Below are 15,333 nucleotides of genomic sequence, written 5' to 3' on the forward strand. Positions count from 1 at the left end.
GCCCGCGTCCGCGTACATATGTTCTTTACCTGTTATCTTCCTCCTCTGTAATCAGAATCGCCTCCCCCAAATCAAACACCTTGGAAAACGCATACTTATTCTTCTTAGATGTATCCATGAGCACATAGACCACCTTGGAATGGTCTTTTACAATCACCTTTTTCCTGGCCTCTCTGTCATCATAGGTGTAGATGCCCCCGTCCGGGATATACCCGTTGGCGCCAATGAACGCCTTGTCAAAATACATGTCGGATATCATCTTTTCCGTCAGGGCGCCCAGTACGGATTCCAAATCATCCCGCACTTCTCCTCCCAGCAGGATACACTTCGCGTTCTTAATTGGCAGATTGTCCAGCAGTTCCGTGCTGCTGGAGACAATGGTGATACGTTTTCCCTGGAGATATTTGAGCATCCCCACCGTGGTAGTGCCTGAATCCACATAAACGCAGTCTCCGTCCTCCACCAGCGCAGCCGCCTTCCTGGCAATGATCTCCTTTTCCTCGCTGTGAATCAGCTTTTTCTTTACCACAGGCTCGTCGAAGTCCTCTGCCTTATACTTAACCGCGCCTCCGCGCATGACGATGACGCTGCCTTCCTGTTCCAGAGCAGCAACATCCCTGCGCACAGTGGACAGGGAAATGTTCAATTCCGCTGCCAGGTCTTTTATATAAGAGATATCCCTCTTTTTGATACTTTTCAGTATCTCTTCTTTTCTCAACTCAGGAACCATATGCTTACCCCTTTGAACTATAATAGCTTTATTATATCAAAGAGCCCATCCTTAGTTCAACCATGATTCTTGCATTTTCTGTCACTTTTTTTCATTTTTTTCAACAGACCAAACGCGAAGCGGAGACTTTAGTTAATCTCGTTCAAGCAGGGCATGGCCTCCTGCGCTCCTATTTTTGTCACAGTCACTGAGGCTGCCCGGGCCGCAAATCGGCAGGCCTGAAGGTCCGTCATGCCCTTATATTTGCCATATGCAAATGCCCCTATATAGGAATCCCCCGCCCCTGTGCTCTCTGTTACGTGCTCCACCTTTACAGGTTCAATGGCAATCGCACCTTCTTGCCCCAGAAGCATACTGCCCTTAGAGCCCAGAGTGACAATAACCGTTCCCTCCGTCAGCCGCCTCAGCCTGTCTGCGTGAGTCCTTACCATGTCTCCGTCCGTCACTTCAACTCCGGCGTAAAAGGATGCCTCTGTCTCATTGACAATCAGGCAGTCTGCCATCTTAAGCACCTCCAGGTCCATTTCCTTGGCCGGTGCAGCGTTAAGTATAGTGTATACATGATACTGTTTGGCCTTCCGGATGATATGTTCCACCACTTCCGTAGGTATCTCCAGTTGGAGAATAACAATCCTGCTGTTCCTGATAAGCTCGTCCAATCCGTCGATTTCACGGGATGTAATATCAAAATTGGCACCTGTAATGATGGAAGCATATACAGTCCCATCCTCCAGGGCATGAACCACGCCCACACCCGTGGGGCTGCTGCTCCTGCCTATGCAGGAACAGTCCACACCATAGTCCTTCAGTTTTTCCACCAGGCTGTCGCCAAAGGTATCCCTTCCCACCTTTCCCACCATAATGGTGTCGATTCCCAGCTTGGCGCACTGCACGGCCTGGTTGGCGCCTTTTCCTCCGCCGGAGTAGGTTATACTGTCGGCGGTGTATGTTTCCCCCTGAAGAGGCATCCGCTTCTGCTTCATAATGATATCGTAGTTAAGGCTGCCGATGACGCAAATGTACTCTCTCTCGCAATCTCTCACTGTCCAGACCCCCTTATTCGGTTATTCTGCCTTTGCCTTCTTATTCAGTCTCATGGCTGCCAGTTTACCCTGTATTACATCCACATATACCGCAAACACTATGATAAGGCCCGTAGCAATATACTGCCAGAATGTATCCACACCGCAGACCACCAGCCCTACCTTCAGGGCCTGTAGAAGAATTGCTCCCAGGAATGTGCCTATAATGCTTCCTTTACCGCCTGCCAGGCTGGTGCCCCCAATGGCCGCAGCGGCAATGGCATTGGTCTCATAGCTGGCTCCAGCCGCCGGTTCGCCGGTTCCCAGTTTTGCCAGCATGACCATCCCGGCAAACGCAACACAGACACCGCAGATTGCATAGGACATGATTTTGTTGAAATCCACATTGACGCCGGACAGGCGGGTGGCCTCCTCGTTGCTGCCAATGGAATACAGGTAGGTGCCAAACTTTGTGTGCTTCAGCAGGATATAGGCAGCCACTGTCACAACCAGGAACAGAATCATGGACGAGGACAGGGTGCCGATTACATCACCATCCATGATATCCCTGAAATTCTGGGGAATATTAAGTACAGGCCAGCCCCCTGTTATAAGATAGGCAACACCCCTGTATACGGACATCATGCCCAGGGTTGCCACAAAGGGCTGCAGTTTCATCTTAGCCACAAGGATTCCGTTCACAAGCCCCAGACCAAAACCAATGGCCGCGCCTGCAAGGACGGCTGCAAAAGGGTTCAGTCCCATGACCAGGAAATTACCCACGCTTACGATTACAATAGCCAGCGTGGAGCCAACTGTCAAGTCAATTCCGGCCGTGATGATGACCAGAGTCATGCCGATAGCCAGAAGACCATTGATAACGGACTGGTCCAGGATATCAAGCAGGTTGGACGGCGAAAAATAAATGGGCTGTATGACGCCAAATACCACCATGATTACAGCCAGTGCAGCAACTACCTCTAATTCCCTTGAAAATTTCTTTATCACATTCTTCATAGTCAGCCTCCCATCGCAAAACTCATTATGACTTCTTCATTCAGTTCATCGTGGTTCAGAACGCCCATAATTTTGCCTTCCCTCATAACCACAACCCTGTCGCTCATTCCTATGACCTCCGGAAGTTCCGAGGACACCATAATAATGGACTTTCCTCCGGCTACCAGTTCCTCCATCAGGCGGTATATCTCCGCCTTGGCACCCACGTCGATTCCCTTTGTAGGTTCATCAAATATAATGATATCGGCGTCCGTGGTCATCCACTTCGCGATGATGACTTTCTGGGCATTTCCGCCGCTCAAACTCTCTGTCAGATAGTCCGGATCCGCAGGATGCAGATTCATTTCCCCTGTGTAATACATGCAGTTGTCATATATCTTCCCAGCATTCACAAAGCCTCTGCTGCAAAACCGGTTCATGGCGGCCAGGGCCATGTTGCTGGCATTCGTAAAGTTCTTAACAAACCCCTGCGTTTTTCTATTCTCAGGTATCAGCCCCAGACTGTATTGCAGGGCATCCTTAGGACTCTTAATTTCCGCCCTTTTTCCTTTTATGTAAACCTCCCCGCTGGTATAGGGGTCTGCCCCGAATATAGCCCGCATCACATCCGTTCTCTTGGATCCCACCAGTCCGGCAAAGGACAAAATCTCGCCTCTGTGGAGCTCAAAGCTTATGTGTTCAAATACCCCGTTCTTGCACAGGTCCCTGGCTTCCAGCACCACCTCACCGGCGGCGCACAGGGGATTATTTCTAACTGCATAAGCGGACACATCCCGGCCTACCATGTGGCGTATCAGCTCTTCCTTGGATGTCTCCTTCATGTTCAGGGTAGTGATATACGTTCCGTCGCGCAGAATACTGGCCCTGTCCGCTATGGCAAATACCTCGTCCAAACGGTGTGTGATATACAGTATCGTAATTCCCTGGTCCTTGAGTTCCATAATCATCTTAAGCAAACGGTCTACCTCGCGGTCTGTCAGAGCTGACGTGGGTTCGTCAAAGGAAATGATTTTTGCATTGTGAAACAATGCCTTGGCAATCAGAATCATCTGCATCTCGCCAGTGCTGAGAGAGGTCACACGGTCCCTGCTTCTGAATTTGCAGCCCAGCCTTTCCAGGATAACATCCGTCTTTTTGTACATGGCATCGTAGTCCACAAAAAATCCCCTGGTCACCTCGTAGCCAAGGGCTATATTCTGCCCTACCGTCAGCTCAGTCACAAGGTTTACTTCCTGATGCACCTTGGCAATGCCGAATTCGATGGCATCATTGGCATTTTTAAAGCCCACTTTTCTCCCGTCAATCTCCACATTTCCATCGTAATCAGGATAGATGCCGTGAAGGATATTGAGAAGGGTAGATTTACCCGCGCCGTTTTCCCCAAGGAGGGCGTGTATCTCCCCTTTATCCACCGTAAAATCCACACTGTCCAGCGCCTTGTTGCCGGGGAACTGCTTTGTTATATTAGAAAAATGTATCATTGTCGCCATATTCTATCCCCTCTTTGAAATATCAGCCAGGGGTCTGACCCTCTGGCTGATGATAGTTTCCTTGCTGCCTTTTGTCTATTTTGCATATACAGGATCTGTCCAGCCGATGATTTCCTCTGCCGGCTTATCTACGTTCTCGGAATCAATGAGAGCCTGAGGCGTCCACAGCACCCTGGGAATCTCCTGTCCGCCCAGTCTTCTGAGCATTACTTCACCTGCAATCTGAGCTTTATAGAACGGGAATGAATCAATAGTGGCATCCAGCTCGCCCCTGCGGATGGAATCATACGCCTCTCCTATACCGTCAACGCCAACCACCAATATATCCTTGCCGGATGACTTAACAGCCTCCACCACGCCCAGGGCCATGGTATCATTGTTGCAGAAAATGGCATTCAGGTCCGGATACTGTTTAATCCATGTGTCAGCCAAATCTTTGGATTTCTGACGGTCCCAGTCAGCATTCTGCTTTGCCACAATCTCAATGTCCTTTGCGTTGGCCGCCATCCAGTTTTCAAAGCCTTCCGTCCTCTGCCTGGCCGCAAACGCCTTAGGCATACCGATGACGATTGCCACCTTGCCCTTGCCTCCCAGCTTATCAGCAATCCACTCCGCTGCCAGCTCTCCGTTCTGGTCCGCCTTAGGACCTACGAAGGAATCCGCATTGGCAATCAGGCCGTCATTCACATTGATGACCGGTATTCCCGCCTTCTTGGCATCCTCCACACCGGGTGTCAGGTTTCCGTCGGAAATAGGCGAAAGGAGAAGTCCTGTATACTTCTTATTAATCATATCCTTTACAATAGAAAGCTGTCCCTGTTCGTCGTTTTCACCCTGGGCCGAGGTCACGTCTATGGTGATATTGCAGCCGGCGGCGGCTGCCTTTGTCTGATACTCGCCGTACCCCTCTCTCAGGGTTCTCCAGTACTCATTATCAAAGGATTTTGCCACTGCTCCCAATTTAACCTCACCGTCCTGCTTCGGAACATCCCCCAGCTTCTCTCTCAATTCTTCAATGCTGACCCCTGCCTCCTTATCCGGATTAAAGGTATCGGCAGCAGCCTCTGTCTGCGCCGTGGCGGCCGCCTGCTTATTAGTACATCCTGCCATGAGTCCCGCTGCCATGGCAATTGCTGTCACAGATAAAACCAAACCTCTCTTTTTCATCTTCTCTTCTCCTTTTACATTAAAATAGTTTTTGTTTATAATAAAGCAACCATCATGCTGCTTACAGCTACCGCATCGTTCTGTTCCACCACCTTCTCCATCCGGCAGAGTCCATAGGCGTCAATAAGCTGTTCAATCCGCCGGCACATCTTTATATTTGCCTCACATTCTTCCACCGCCTTCTCCCGCTTTGGAAATGTGTCAAAATATATCACACCCTGGAAGTCATATTTTTTAAGGTAGTACATGACCTCCACTGTCTTCCAGAAATTCACGGTTCCCACCATCAGGCCGTCATCCGTGGAACCCTCTCCGTCATTGAGATGTATATTGTAGAGTTTCCCCCGCTCCAGCAGCCAGGCCGCTGCAAACGCGGGATTCTCCTTCTTCATCAGCATGTGGCAGAAGTCCAGGGTCACCCCCAGGTTTTCCCTGTCCACATCGTGGAGAATGGAAACCGCAGTTCCAAAGCTGTCAATAAAAGCGTGGACCCTCTCCTCATAGGGCTTGTACTCAATGCTCACAGGCACCTTGGAATAGTCGCACACATCCCGGAACGCCTTCACAATCCGGTTCCAGTAGCTTACATAATCAATCTGGAAGGAATAATCAAAACCGTCAAATCCCAGCCATATAATCATCTGGTTTCCTCCCAGCTTTCTGCACGCATCTGCCGCCTCCCTGCATAAATTTATGGCGTCCTGCGATATGGCCGGCTCATGGTTTCCGAACTCTCCTCCTATGTACTTGTCCCTGAACCTGAGATTAATGGCATTACATCTCAGTCCGCATTCCTCCATCTTTGCCTTTATCACCTCTATATCATAATCAGCAAAATGTTCCGGATAATTCAAATCCACATAATCCACTCCTTCAATGGAGCCTATGGAACGGAATGCATTCAGCAGGTTGCTGTCAAATCTCAAAAACGAGTTAATCCGTGTGGCATACTTCATATGATTGCTACCTCCTTGTAGCATCATAATAGCATTTGTTTCAAATTATGTCAATACTTTTCAAAATATTTTATTTTATTTTTTGGCATAAGTTTCTATATTTTTTCATTTATATTCAGCCGTATTCTACATTTTTTAGTTTGATACATAGATTTATACATCATTCAAGGAGGTTTTAACTAATTCAATGACTGAAACACGAAAACCAATGTAACTCTGCTTTTTTGTTATTTCACTTTTTTTCATATGTTTTCATTTTGAGGCATTGAGCAATTGAGCAGCTGACTATTTAAGGGGGTTTTCTCTGATAATAATACAAATGCCGCAGAGCAATGCTGGACTTACAGCATTGCTCTGCGGCATTTATCCTATTTTAAGTTTTTAACTTAGTTTGAAAATGTCCTTCATTGTTAATAAGCCTGATATCCTCATAACAGGCACCGTTCCATTTATCCCCAATAAAACCATTTTGGTTTATCTACATAATTCTCACATTCTTAAGCGCCCCGGTCTTGGAAAACTGGGTCCACTCACACACGTTTACCGCATGGTCTCCTATCCGTTCCAGATACTTGGCCACCATCAGCAGGTCAATCCCCTGGTCCGCCTGGTCCGGCGAGGATTTAAGCAGATGAATCACGTCGTCCTTCACCTGATTGAATAGTGTATCCACCTCGTCATCCCGTTCAATGATTTCCATGGCAGAATCTAAATCCTGGTTGATGAATGCTTCTATGGCGTCATGGACCATTGCGTTGGCGGAAGCCGCCATAACCGGAAGATGCTTAACAATGTGGTATGCGTGCTCGCTTTTTATCCTCAGAATCAGCTCAGCGATATCCGAGGCATGGTCCCCTATGCGCTCCAAATCCGTCACCACCTTGAGGGCAGTGGATACCTGGCGCAGGTCGCTGGCAACCGGCTGCTGGCGCAGTATCAGGGACAGGCATCTGGACTCGATGGCCCGCTCCATATCATTGACGGTCCTGTCGCCCTTAATCACATCCTCAGCCATCGTATAATCCTGGTCCTCAAATGCCATGAAGGTCTGCTCAATAGCGCTCTCCACCATATGGGCCATTTCTTTTAAATCCTGTTTTAATACTTCTAACTCATGTTCGTACGTAACCCTAACGCTCAATCTGATACCTTCCTTCTGCCATCATCCGAAACGGCCTGTTATATAGTCTTCTGTCCTCTTATCCTTCGGCATGGTGAAAAGTTCGTCCGTAGTCGCATACTCCACTACCTCTCCCACCAGGAAAAATGCAGTGTGGTCCGCTATACGCGTGGCCTGCTGCATGTTATGGGTCACAATGGCCACTGTATATTTACTCTTTAGATCATCCATCAGATCCTCAATCTTCAGAGTGGATATGGGGTCCAGGGCAGACGTGGGTTCATCCATGAGAAGGACTTCCGGCTCCACGGCCAGGGCCCTGGCGATACAAAGGCGCTGCTGCTGTCCGCCGGACAGTCCCAGGGCTGATTTCTTCAGCCGGTCAGAGACCTCATCCCACAGAGCCGCTCCCTTAAGGCTGTTCTCCACAATCTCATCCAGCTGGGCCTTATTCTTAATGCCATGGATTCTCGGCCCATAGGCAATGTTGTCATAGATACTCATGGGAAAGGGGTTGGGCTGCTGGAATACCATGCCTATTTTCTTTCTCAGCAGGGTGGTATCCACCTGGGAATCATAAATATCCTCATCATCCAGGAGAACGGTCCCATCTATCTTAACGCCCGGCACCAGGTCATTCATGCGGTTCAGTGTCTTCAGGTAAGTGGACTTGCCGCAGCCTGACGGCCCTATGAAGGCAGTAATCTTATGTTCATACAAATCAAGGTTTATATTTTTAAGGGCATGATTCTCCCCGTAGTACAGGTTCAGGTTCCGGGTTGAAATCTTTGTTTTGCTTTCCACGCTTTCTCTCCTTTGCTAATTGAAATGGTCCGCCCCATCCCTATGCCCCGGCTTCCACATTGAACCGGTGGGACATGTATTTTGCCAGACCGTTGATTCCCAGCACAATCACCAGAAGGACCACGGCCACACCAAAGGCCTCATTATATTTTGCTTTCTGCATAAACAGATAGAGCTGTATGGTGAGGGTTCCTCCTGATTCAAATATTTTGGAAAACAGATTCTTTGGAAGGTAATAACCGCTTCCCGCCGTAAACAGCAGGGCTGCCGACTCTCCCACAATTCTTCCGATAGCCAGGATTATGCCTGTGAGAATTCCCGGCATGGCGCTTGGAAGCAGGATAGTCCGTATCATGTACCACTTTGTAGCTCCGATTCCAAGGGCTCCATGGCGGTAGCTGTCCGGCACAGTCTTAAGCGCCTCCTGGGTGGTCCTGGTTATAAGGGGCAGAATCATAATGGTCAGGGTCAGGGCTCCTGTAAGGATAGAATATCCCAGTCCCAAAGCATTTCCAAAAAACACCATTCCAAACAAGCCGAATATAATGGACGGAATACCGGACAGGGTTTCTGTGGTAAACTCAATCAGCCGCACCACTTTTCCCGGCTTTGCGTATTCGTTCAGGTATACGGCGGAGCCAATGCCCAGGGGCGTGGCGATGAGCAGGGTAATGATTACAATGTACAGTGTGTTTATAATATTTCCCAGGATTCCAAAGGTTCCCTTTGTGGCGCTGGAGGCAGTACTCAAAAATGCCCACGTCACATGCGGGATTCCACGCACGAACACATACCCCATGATGCCTGCCAGAAGAAGGATGGAGAAACCCGCGCAGGTATATATGATGACCGTAAGAAACACATCCAGGCCGCGCACGCGCCTGCCGTATATACTGTCCTGCACAACGGAGTCCTTATGAACCCGGACCGCAATATCATTTGTCATTCCTGTTTCCCCCTCTCTTTAAAATCCTGGTCAGGCTTATGTTGATAATCATAATGAATGCAAACAGTACCAGGCCGATGGTGAAAAGCACCTGTCTGTGAAGTCCCGAGGCATACCCCATCTCCGATACAATGGCTGTTGTGAGGAAACGTACAGAGCTAAAGGGAAGGGGCAGGTTTACGGAGCTTCCCGACACAAGGCTGATGGCCATGGCTTCACCGATTGCCCTGCCTGTACCCAGCACAACGGCTGTTATGATACCAGATTTGGCCGCAGGCACAATTACCTGGAATATGGTCTGTATCTTTGTGGCGCCCAGAGCCAGGGACGCGCTCTTTAGATGGGCCGGCACAGACCTGAGGGCAGATTCGCTGATGTTTATGACCGTGGGGAGAATCATCAGGGCCAATACCAGCACAGCTGATATCAGATTGGCTCCGCCGGTAAACTGATGTGTTTCAGACCCTTTAAACAGTATCAGTTCCATTTTGTACATCAGGGGGTTAAGAATCAGGATTCCCAGCAGGCCGTATATGACAGAGGGGATTCCAGCCAGAAGCTCTACCGCCGGACGGACCATGTCGCTCAGCCGTTTGGGGGCTACCTCCGCCAGGAATATGGCTGTCATGACGCCGATAGGAACTCCAATCAGAATTGCCAGAAAGGTTCCCACGATGGAGGTCAGTATGACAAACAGTATACCGAAGCTGGGGGATGCGGCTGCGGGCTGCCACACGGTCCCAAACAAAATTTCCAGCAGCCCCACTTTAAACAGCGCAGGCGTACCGCTGATAAGCATATACAGTGTGATGGAGGCAACAGCCAATACGGCGAAAAAGCCGCAGGCAGTAAAGATGCCCTGTGCAGCTTTTTCGACGGTGGACTTGCTGCCATGACAGGATCGTATGGAAAATGTCTCCGCTCTCATGCAGGAAGTCTCCTTTCTCTATTCCGATTATTTGTCAACTGCAATCAGTCCCACGGACTTCACTATCTCTGCGCCTTCTTCTGAGTAGATATAATCGAAGAGGGCTTTTACAAGGTCATTCTGCTCGCTTATTTCTCCCTTGGTAGCCATTACAAACGGACGGCTTAAGAAGTAGGAGCCTGCCTTGATGTTTTCCTCTGTAGGCTCAGCACCTTCCAGCTTCACGGCCTTTACTGTGTCGTCCAGTACATCCAGTGAAACATAGCCAATGGCGCCTGGTGTGGAGGCCACCTTTGCCATCACTGCGCCGGTGCTGTCCAGCTCATTGCTGTATTTGCACACGTCCTCCAGCTCTAACAGCTCCTCGAAGGCGCTTCTGGTACCGGAACCGGATTCACGTCCAACCACTACGATGGGAGCGTCATTTCCGCCTGCATCCTTCCAGTTGGTGATTTTTCCTTCATAGATATCGGACAGCTGCTGTTTGGTCAGGTCCTCCACCGTATTGGCGGCATCAACCACCACTGCGATTCCGTCAATGGCAACAATGTTTTCCGCCACGCCGTCAGCCTTCTCCTCATCCTTTAAATTCCTGGAAGAATTGCCGATATCAGCTGTCCCGTTGCTGACAGCCTCCACTCCTGCGCCGGATCCAACGAATTCAGCGGTCACCGTCACACCTGGGTGCTTCTCCATAAAGGACTCGCTGAGCGCATTGGCAAACTTCTCCATGGAAGTGGATCCCACCATACTGATGGTGCCGCTCAAGTCAGCGGACGGGGCATTCTCTGCCTTTGCTGCTTCTGTGTCTTTTGTGTCTCCTGACGCAGCAGAAGACCCTGCATCTGTCCCTGCCTCGGTCGCCGGGGCGGCTGTCCCTGCTGCGGTTGTCTCCGGGGCGCTGCTGCCGCAGCCCGCCAGGATACCCATGGCCAGAACCGCTGTGCCTAACAGTACCGTTAATTTCTTTCCATTCATTCTCATAATACGTTTCCTCCTGAATCATATCGTTTATTATCATGTTTTTTGTTATCTTTTCTACAGTTTGGAGTATACATAAAATTTACATCCGGAGAAATCATAATATGGTATAGTTTATGTAAAATGTGTGTAAAACCGCAGCCCATGCCCGGCGCCCCCAGAGCCGCCAGAACATATGAAAAAGGTGTCCGCCCCCATGGCAGACACCTTTTTTGTCTCTGTTTTATTCCTGTTTCAGCCCTTACAGACAGCCTCCACTATACGTTCCATCTCTCCCCATTTCTTTTCCATATCTTCCACCAGCCCGAACTGGGTACGGCAGCGATCCAGATTATGCTTCTCCCTGGAAATCTTAAAATAAGTGTCGCCGGACAGATAGTCCGTAAGGAACCGGATTCCGCATTCCAGGGTCATGAGCCTGGCTCCCTGAGGAAGCATCTTAACCTCTGCTTCGGTAAGGCTTCCCGCGCATCCCTCCAGAAATCCTCTGGTATAGATTTCAAAGAGAGGAACGGACAGGGATACTTTGGTTAAATCCGTTTCATCCTCCTCTGCGGTATTGGCGCCAAAACGGATGGAATCTCCGAAATCAAAGATGGAAAGACCCGGCATTACCGTATCCAGGTCAATGATGCAGATGGCCTGGCCGGTCTTGTCATCAATCATAATGTTATTTAATTTGGTATCATTATGTGTCACTCTCAGGGGAAGCTCCCCCTTGGCCAGCATATCCATGGCCAGGCCCATATCCTGCTCCCTGTCCATGACAAACTGAATCTCGTTCTGAACCTCTGACGCCCGGCCGCAGATATCCTCCTCCACTGCCTTCCTGAAAGCCCGGAAGCGTCCCGGAGTGTCATGAAAACCAGGGATGGTCTCTGCCAGCTCTCTGGCCGGATAGTGGGCTAACAGTCTCTGAAAATGCCCAAAGGCCTTCCCGCTCTGATAAAAGTCCTCCGGCTTCTCCACCAGGTTATAGCAGGTGGCTCCCTCAATGAACAGGTACATCCTCCAGTAATTTCCCCGGCTGTCCACATAGTAAGGGGCTCCCTCCCTGGTCCTGATAAGATTCAGGGTCTCCCGGTCCGGGTCTCCGTTATTTTTAATGACCTCCTGCCTCAGGAAGGTGGTGACCCCCTCAATATTCCGCATAAGAGATACCGGATCCTGAAAGATATCCGTATTCATCCTCTGAAGAATATAAGGATGTTTCTCACATATGAGACGGAAGGTATCATTGATGTGGCCGCTGCCGTAGCGCTGGCAGCTGACTGCTTCCCCATCCGTGGCAAACGCTGCGGCCGCCTCCTTTAGTATATGTTTATCCATTTCTCCGCTCATTTTACCAGTTCCTCCCAAAGTTTCTCCGGGTACAGGCCCTTATCCTTAAGGTCCTTAATGGCCTTTACCACTGTCTCCTTATCTTCCTTATAGGTAACTCCATACCAGCGGTCCACGCTCTTTAGCACAGTCACCTGGGCCAGGTCTGCCTTCAGAAGTTCATCCACCACAAAGGGCAGGAAATATTCGCACTTCATAGGATTTACAGGAAGGTTTTTATCCAGGAAAGCCCCGAACCGGTTCTCCAGCTCGCCCAGAATACTCTTTGTAAATCCCCACATATTCATGGAAACAATGGTGGACTCCGGAAGTTCTGTCCAGGTAGCTCCGTCATCCTCTGTATATTCCGCCTGGCTCCCATGCTTTTCAATCCTGGTCCGCTCATGTATATCCACCAGTCGGCTTTTTGCATCTGTCCGGCATACGCCCCTTGCCACATACCCATTCTCTGTCAGGGTATTGTACAGCCTGTAGCCCACCATGGTATACTGGTATCGGTCCGTGTCCTCCACAGAGGACAGCTGGTCATATATCATGTGAAAGGCTTCTTTTCCATAATAATCATCCGCATTGATTACCGCAAAAGGCCCGTCAATCAAGGCACTGCAGCAAAGCACTGCATGGCCTGTGCCCCACGGCTTTACCCTGCCCTCAGGCACCTGGTATCCATCCGGAATCTTATCCAGCTCCTGGTAAACATAGGCCACATCCATATATTTACTGATTCGGTTTCCAATGTGAATCTTAAAATCTTCCTCAATGGCCTTCTTGATAATGAATATGACCTTTTCAAATCCCGCTTCCCTGGCATCAAATATGGAAAAATCAATGATGATATTCCCATAAGGGTCCACAGGGTCAATCTGCTTTAATCCGCCGTAACGGCTTCCCATACCTGCCGCCATGATTACTAATACTGGTTTCTGAGACATGCTGTCCTTCCTCCTCACAAGATATATCCTTATTCCTTCACGTTTCCTGTTCTATCCTATCCCTTCACGCCGCCTCCGGTTACGCCTGCTATAATCTTCTCTGACAGGAAGATATACAGGATAAAGGTGGGCAGGAATACAATGACAACAGCAGAGAACATACCGGCCCAGTCACCTGTATATTTCATGGAGTTTATCATGGAATACAGCCCCACTGCCACCGGACGTACCTTGTCGGAATTTCCGAATATCAGGGAGATGAAATACTCGTTCCATATATTGATGAAGTTGAATATGGTTACGGTCACGATTCCCGGCTGGGCCATGGGAAGCATAATCAGCCAGAAGGTCTTAACAGGGGGGCAGCCGTCAATGGCAGCTGCTTCCTCAAACGCCCTGGACAGATTGGCAAAAAAGGTGGTCAGGAAAATGGTGGTGTAGGGCACATTGATTCCGATATACAGGAATATCAGAGTGGCCCGGTTGGCCGAAACATTATTAAGGATATTGAGACCTGCCACCACGGCAAACAGCGGAAGCACAATCATGACTACCGGAACACCCATGGACGCCACAAGAGATGACTGTATTAGTTTATTGCACACAAAGTCAAAACGTGACAGCGCATAGGCCGCAGGCGCACAAATCAGTATCAGCAGGGTACAGGATACCGCCGCGTAAAATAAGGAATTGAAGAAAATGGTGGAGACATTGGAATTGACCCATGCCTTCACATAATTTTCTATATGGAATCCGCTATCCAGCAGCTTATTGCTGAATATCTCCTTGGTGGTGGAAAAGCTGGCCAGCAGGACCCAGCCCAGCAGGGCCAGGGTAAACAGAATCCACAGGGTAAGAATCAGGTATCCGGGGGCAAGCTTTAGTTCCTTCTTCCAGCGCACCGGTTCCCTGTGCAGTTTCTCTTTTTTCTGAAATAATCCCGACATATGTTTTCCCCCTTTCCTAGAATTCCAGGTCTTTATCCTGAAGCAGATGGTTGCAGAGCCAGAACACAATAACCACACATACGCTCAGCATCACGCCGACAGCTGCTCCAACCCCGGAATTGCGCTCCGTGACGCTGTTGCCTGCCCCAAATATCTGCATGTACAGATAAACCATGGGGGTAATGGTCTGGGTATCGGCCGTTACCGTGGAGAACAGCTGGGACCATACGAAAAATCCCACACTGGTAACGCTCCACATGGTGACATTGGTTCTGAACACTCCCTTTAGCAGTGGTAATGTAATATAGCGGAACTGGTTGAACTTATTGGCCCCGTCCAGAGTGGCCGCCTCAAAATAATCGTCGCTGATGCGCTCAATGCCGCTGGCAAATATCAGCATGTGATAACCCACCATGCCGAAACAGTAGGCCAGGAGCAGAGCCATGAACTTGTGGTCATTATCCAGCCACTGTATCTTTGCCAGGGAATCCAGGCCCAAAGCCTGGAAGAAATTTTTAATCAGTCCGTACTTGGGGCTGTAGACATACTGTAGCCACATGGTCGCCAGGGCCACTGCGCTGACAATATTCGGCAGATAAATCATTGCCCTGAAAAAGCTCTTGAAGCGGATGCCGCTGGTAATGATAACGGCAAACAGCAGCGCCAGGGACATGACGATGATACCGCCGATAAACCATATCCGGGCCAGGTTCCACATGGAGATGCGGAACAAGGTGGTATTTGCCAGCTTCACATAGTTATCAATACCGCTGAAGGTCCATTTTGACATGGGGTCCGTGATTCCCTCAATCTTGAAAAAGCTCATAAGGATAGTCCTGATAATGGGATAAAGGAATACCAGGACGAACATCACCACCGCCGGTGTCATGAACACAATTAACATTCCCTTATTTTTTTTCACGCCGGTTCCTCCTAACATAAACCTGGTCCG

The 15,333-nt window shown here is 49.4% G+C and carries 15 protein-coding genes; all 15 read right to left on the bottom strand.

The window, feature by feature from the left end; all coding sequences use genetic code 11:
* Positions 1-25: 25 nt before the first annotated feature.
* Positions 26-730: a DeoR/GlpR family DNA-binding transcription regulator gene (locus tag LI015_RS10240; protein ID WP_002569031.1), complete on the bottom strand. Its 705-nt coding sequence runs from the start codon at positions 728-730 to the stop codon at positions 26-28.
* 128 nt (positions 731-858) lie between these two features.
* The gene (locus LI015_RS10245) at positions 859-1,773 is read right to left on the bottom strand and encodes a ribokinase (RefSeq protein WP_227124897.1); all 915 of its coding nucleotides are present in this window, start codon (positions 1,771-1,773) and stop codon (positions 859-861) included.
* A 21-nt stretch (positions 1,774-1,794) separates the two neighbouring features.
* Positions 1,795-2,769, bottom strand: coding sequence for an ABC transporter permease (locus LI015_RS10250; protein WP_002569033.1), 975 nt, complete (start codon positions 2,767-2,769; stop codon positions 1,795-1,797).
* Positions 2,770-2,771: 2 nt separating this feature from the next.
* Complete coding sequence (locus LI015_RS10255) at positions 2,772-4,259, bottom strand: sugar ABC transporter ATP-binding protein (protein ID WP_227124898.1); 1,488 nt, start codon at positions 4,257-4,259, stop codon at positions 2,772-2,774.
* Between the two features lie 75 nt (positions 4,260-4,334).
* The gene (locus LI015_RS10260) at positions 4,335-5,426 is read right to left on the bottom strand and encodes a sugar ABC transporter substrate-binding protein (RefSeq protein WP_002569035.1); all 1,092 of its coding nucleotides are present in this window, start codon (positions 5,424-5,426) and stop codon (positions 4,335-4,337) included.
* A gap of 35 nt (positions 5,427-5,461) precedes the next feature.
* A complete protein-coding gene (locus LI015_RS10265; protein ID WP_117626928.1) occupies positions 5,462-6,382 on the bottom strand; it encodes a sugar phosphate isomerase/epimerase family protein in 921 nt (306 codons plus the stop codon).
* Positions 6,383-6,860: 478 nt separating this feature from the next.
* A complete protein-coding gene (phoU, locus tag LI015_RS10270) occupies positions 6,861-7,523 on the bottom strand; it encodes a phosphate signaling complex protein PhoU (protein ID WP_007036257.1) in 663 nt (220 codons plus the stop codon).
* Between the two features lie 21 nt (positions 7,524-7,544).
* A complete protein-coding gene (gene pstB, locus LI015_RS10275) occupies positions 7,545-8,306 on the bottom strand; it encodes a phosphate ABC transporter ATP-binding protein PstB (protein ID WP_002572986.1) in 762 nt (253 codons plus the stop codon).
* Between the two features lie 40 nt (positions 8,307-8,346).
* On the bottom strand, positions 8,347-9,252 hold the full coding sequence (gene pstA, locus LI015_RS10280; protein ID WP_002569039.1) for a phosphate ABC transporter permease PstA: 906 nt from the start codon (positions 9,250-9,252) through the stop codon (positions 8,347-8,349).
* Positions 9,242-10,180, bottom strand: coding sequence for a phosphate ABC transporter permease subunit PstC (gene pstC / locus LI015_RS10285; protein WP_002569040.1), 939 nt, complete (start codon positions 10,178-10,180; stop codon positions 9,242-9,244). Before pstC ends, pstA begins: the two co-directional genes overlap by 11 nt.
* A 27-nt stretch (positions 10,181-10,207) precedes the next feature.
* Entirely contained in the window at positions 10,208-11,164 is a 957-nt protein-coding gene (locus tag LI015_RS10290; RefSeq protein WP_002569041.1) for a phosphate ABC transporter substrate-binding protein, read from the bottom strand.
* 231 nt (positions 11,165-11,395) lie between these two features.
* Positions 11,396-12,502, bottom strand: a complete 1,107-nt coding sequence (locus tag LI015_RS10295; RefSeq protein ID WP_227124899.1) for a phosphotransferase enzyme family protein — start codon at positions 12,500-12,502, stop codon at positions 11,396-11,398.
* Complete coding sequence (locus tag LI015_RS10300; protein WP_118019022.1) at positions 12,499-13,434, bottom strand: nucleotidyltransferase family protein; 936 nt, start codon at positions 13,432-13,434, stop codon at positions 12,499-12,501. The genes LI015_RS10295 and LI015_RS10300 overlap by 4 nt, the downstream gene beginning before the upstream one ends.
* Before the next feature lie 56 nt (positions 13,435-13,490).
* Entirely contained in the window at positions 13,491-14,381 is an 891-nt protein-coding gene (locus LI015_RS10305) for a carbohydrate ABC transporter permease (protein WP_002569044.1), read from the bottom strand.
* 16 nt (positions 14,382-14,397) lie between these two features.
* Entirely contained in the window at positions 14,398-15,303 is a 906-nt protein-coding gene (locus tag LI015_RS10310; protein ID WP_002569045.1) for a carbohydrate ABC transporter permease, read from the bottom strand.
* Positions 15,304-15,333: the final 30 nt, after the last annotated feature.

It is taken from the genome of Enterocloster sp. 210928-DFI.2.20, assembly GCF_020554465.1.
GTDB classification, from domain to species: domain Bacteria; phylum Bacillota; class Clostridia; order Lachnospirales; family Lachnospiraceae; genus Enterocloster; species Enterocloster bolteae.

What these genes read in the sequence shown, in the direction of transcription:
- LI015_RS10240 (WP_002569031.1), bottom strand. Translation starts at nt 730, where the DNA reads ATGGTTCCTGAGTTGAGAAAAGAAGAGATACTGAAAAGTATCAAAAAG.
- LI015_RS10265 (WP_117626928.1), bottom strand. Translation starts at nt 6,382, where the DNA reads ATGAAGTATGCCACACGGATTAACTCGTTTTTGAGATTTGACAGCAAC.
- pstC (WP_002569040.1), bottom strand. Translation starts at nt 10,180, where the DNA reads ATGAGAGCGGAGACATTTTCCATACGATCCTGTCATGGCAGCAAGTCC.
- LI015_RS10250 (WP_002569033.1), bottom strand. Translation starts at nt 2,769, where the DNA reads ATGAAGAATGTGATAAAGAAATTTTCAAGGGAATTAGAGGTAGTTGCT.
- LI015_RS10255 (WP_227124898.1), bottom strand. Translation starts at nt 4,259, where the DNA reads ATGGCGACAATGATACATTTTTCTAATATAACAAAGCAGTTCCCCGGC.
- LI015_RS10295 (WP_227124899.1), bottom strand. Translation starts at nt 12,502, where the DNA reads ATGAGCGGAGAAATGGATAAACATATACTAAAGGAGGCGGCCGCAGCG.
- LI015_RS10300 (WP_118019022.1), bottom strand. Translation starts at nt 13,434, where the DNA reads ATGTCTCAGAAACCAGTATTAGTAATCATGGCGGCAGGTATGGGAAGC.
- LI015_RS10290 (WP_002569041.1), bottom strand. Translation starts at nt 11,164, where the DNA reads ATGAGAATGAATGGAAAGAAATTAACGGTACTGTTAGGCACAGCGGTT.
- LI015_RS10305 (WP_002569044.1), bottom strand. Translation starts at nt 14,381, where the DNA reads ATGTCGGGATTATTTCAGAAAAAAGAGAAACTGCACAGGGAACCGGTG.
- LI015_RS10260 (WP_002569035.1), bottom strand. Translation starts at nt 5,426, where the DNA reads ATGAAAAAGAGAGGTTTGGTTTTATCTGTGACAGCAATTGCCATGGCA.
- pstA (WP_002569039.1), bottom strand. Translation starts at nt 9,252, where the DNA reads ATGACAAATGATATTGCGGTCCGGGTTCATAAGGACTCCGTTGTGCAG.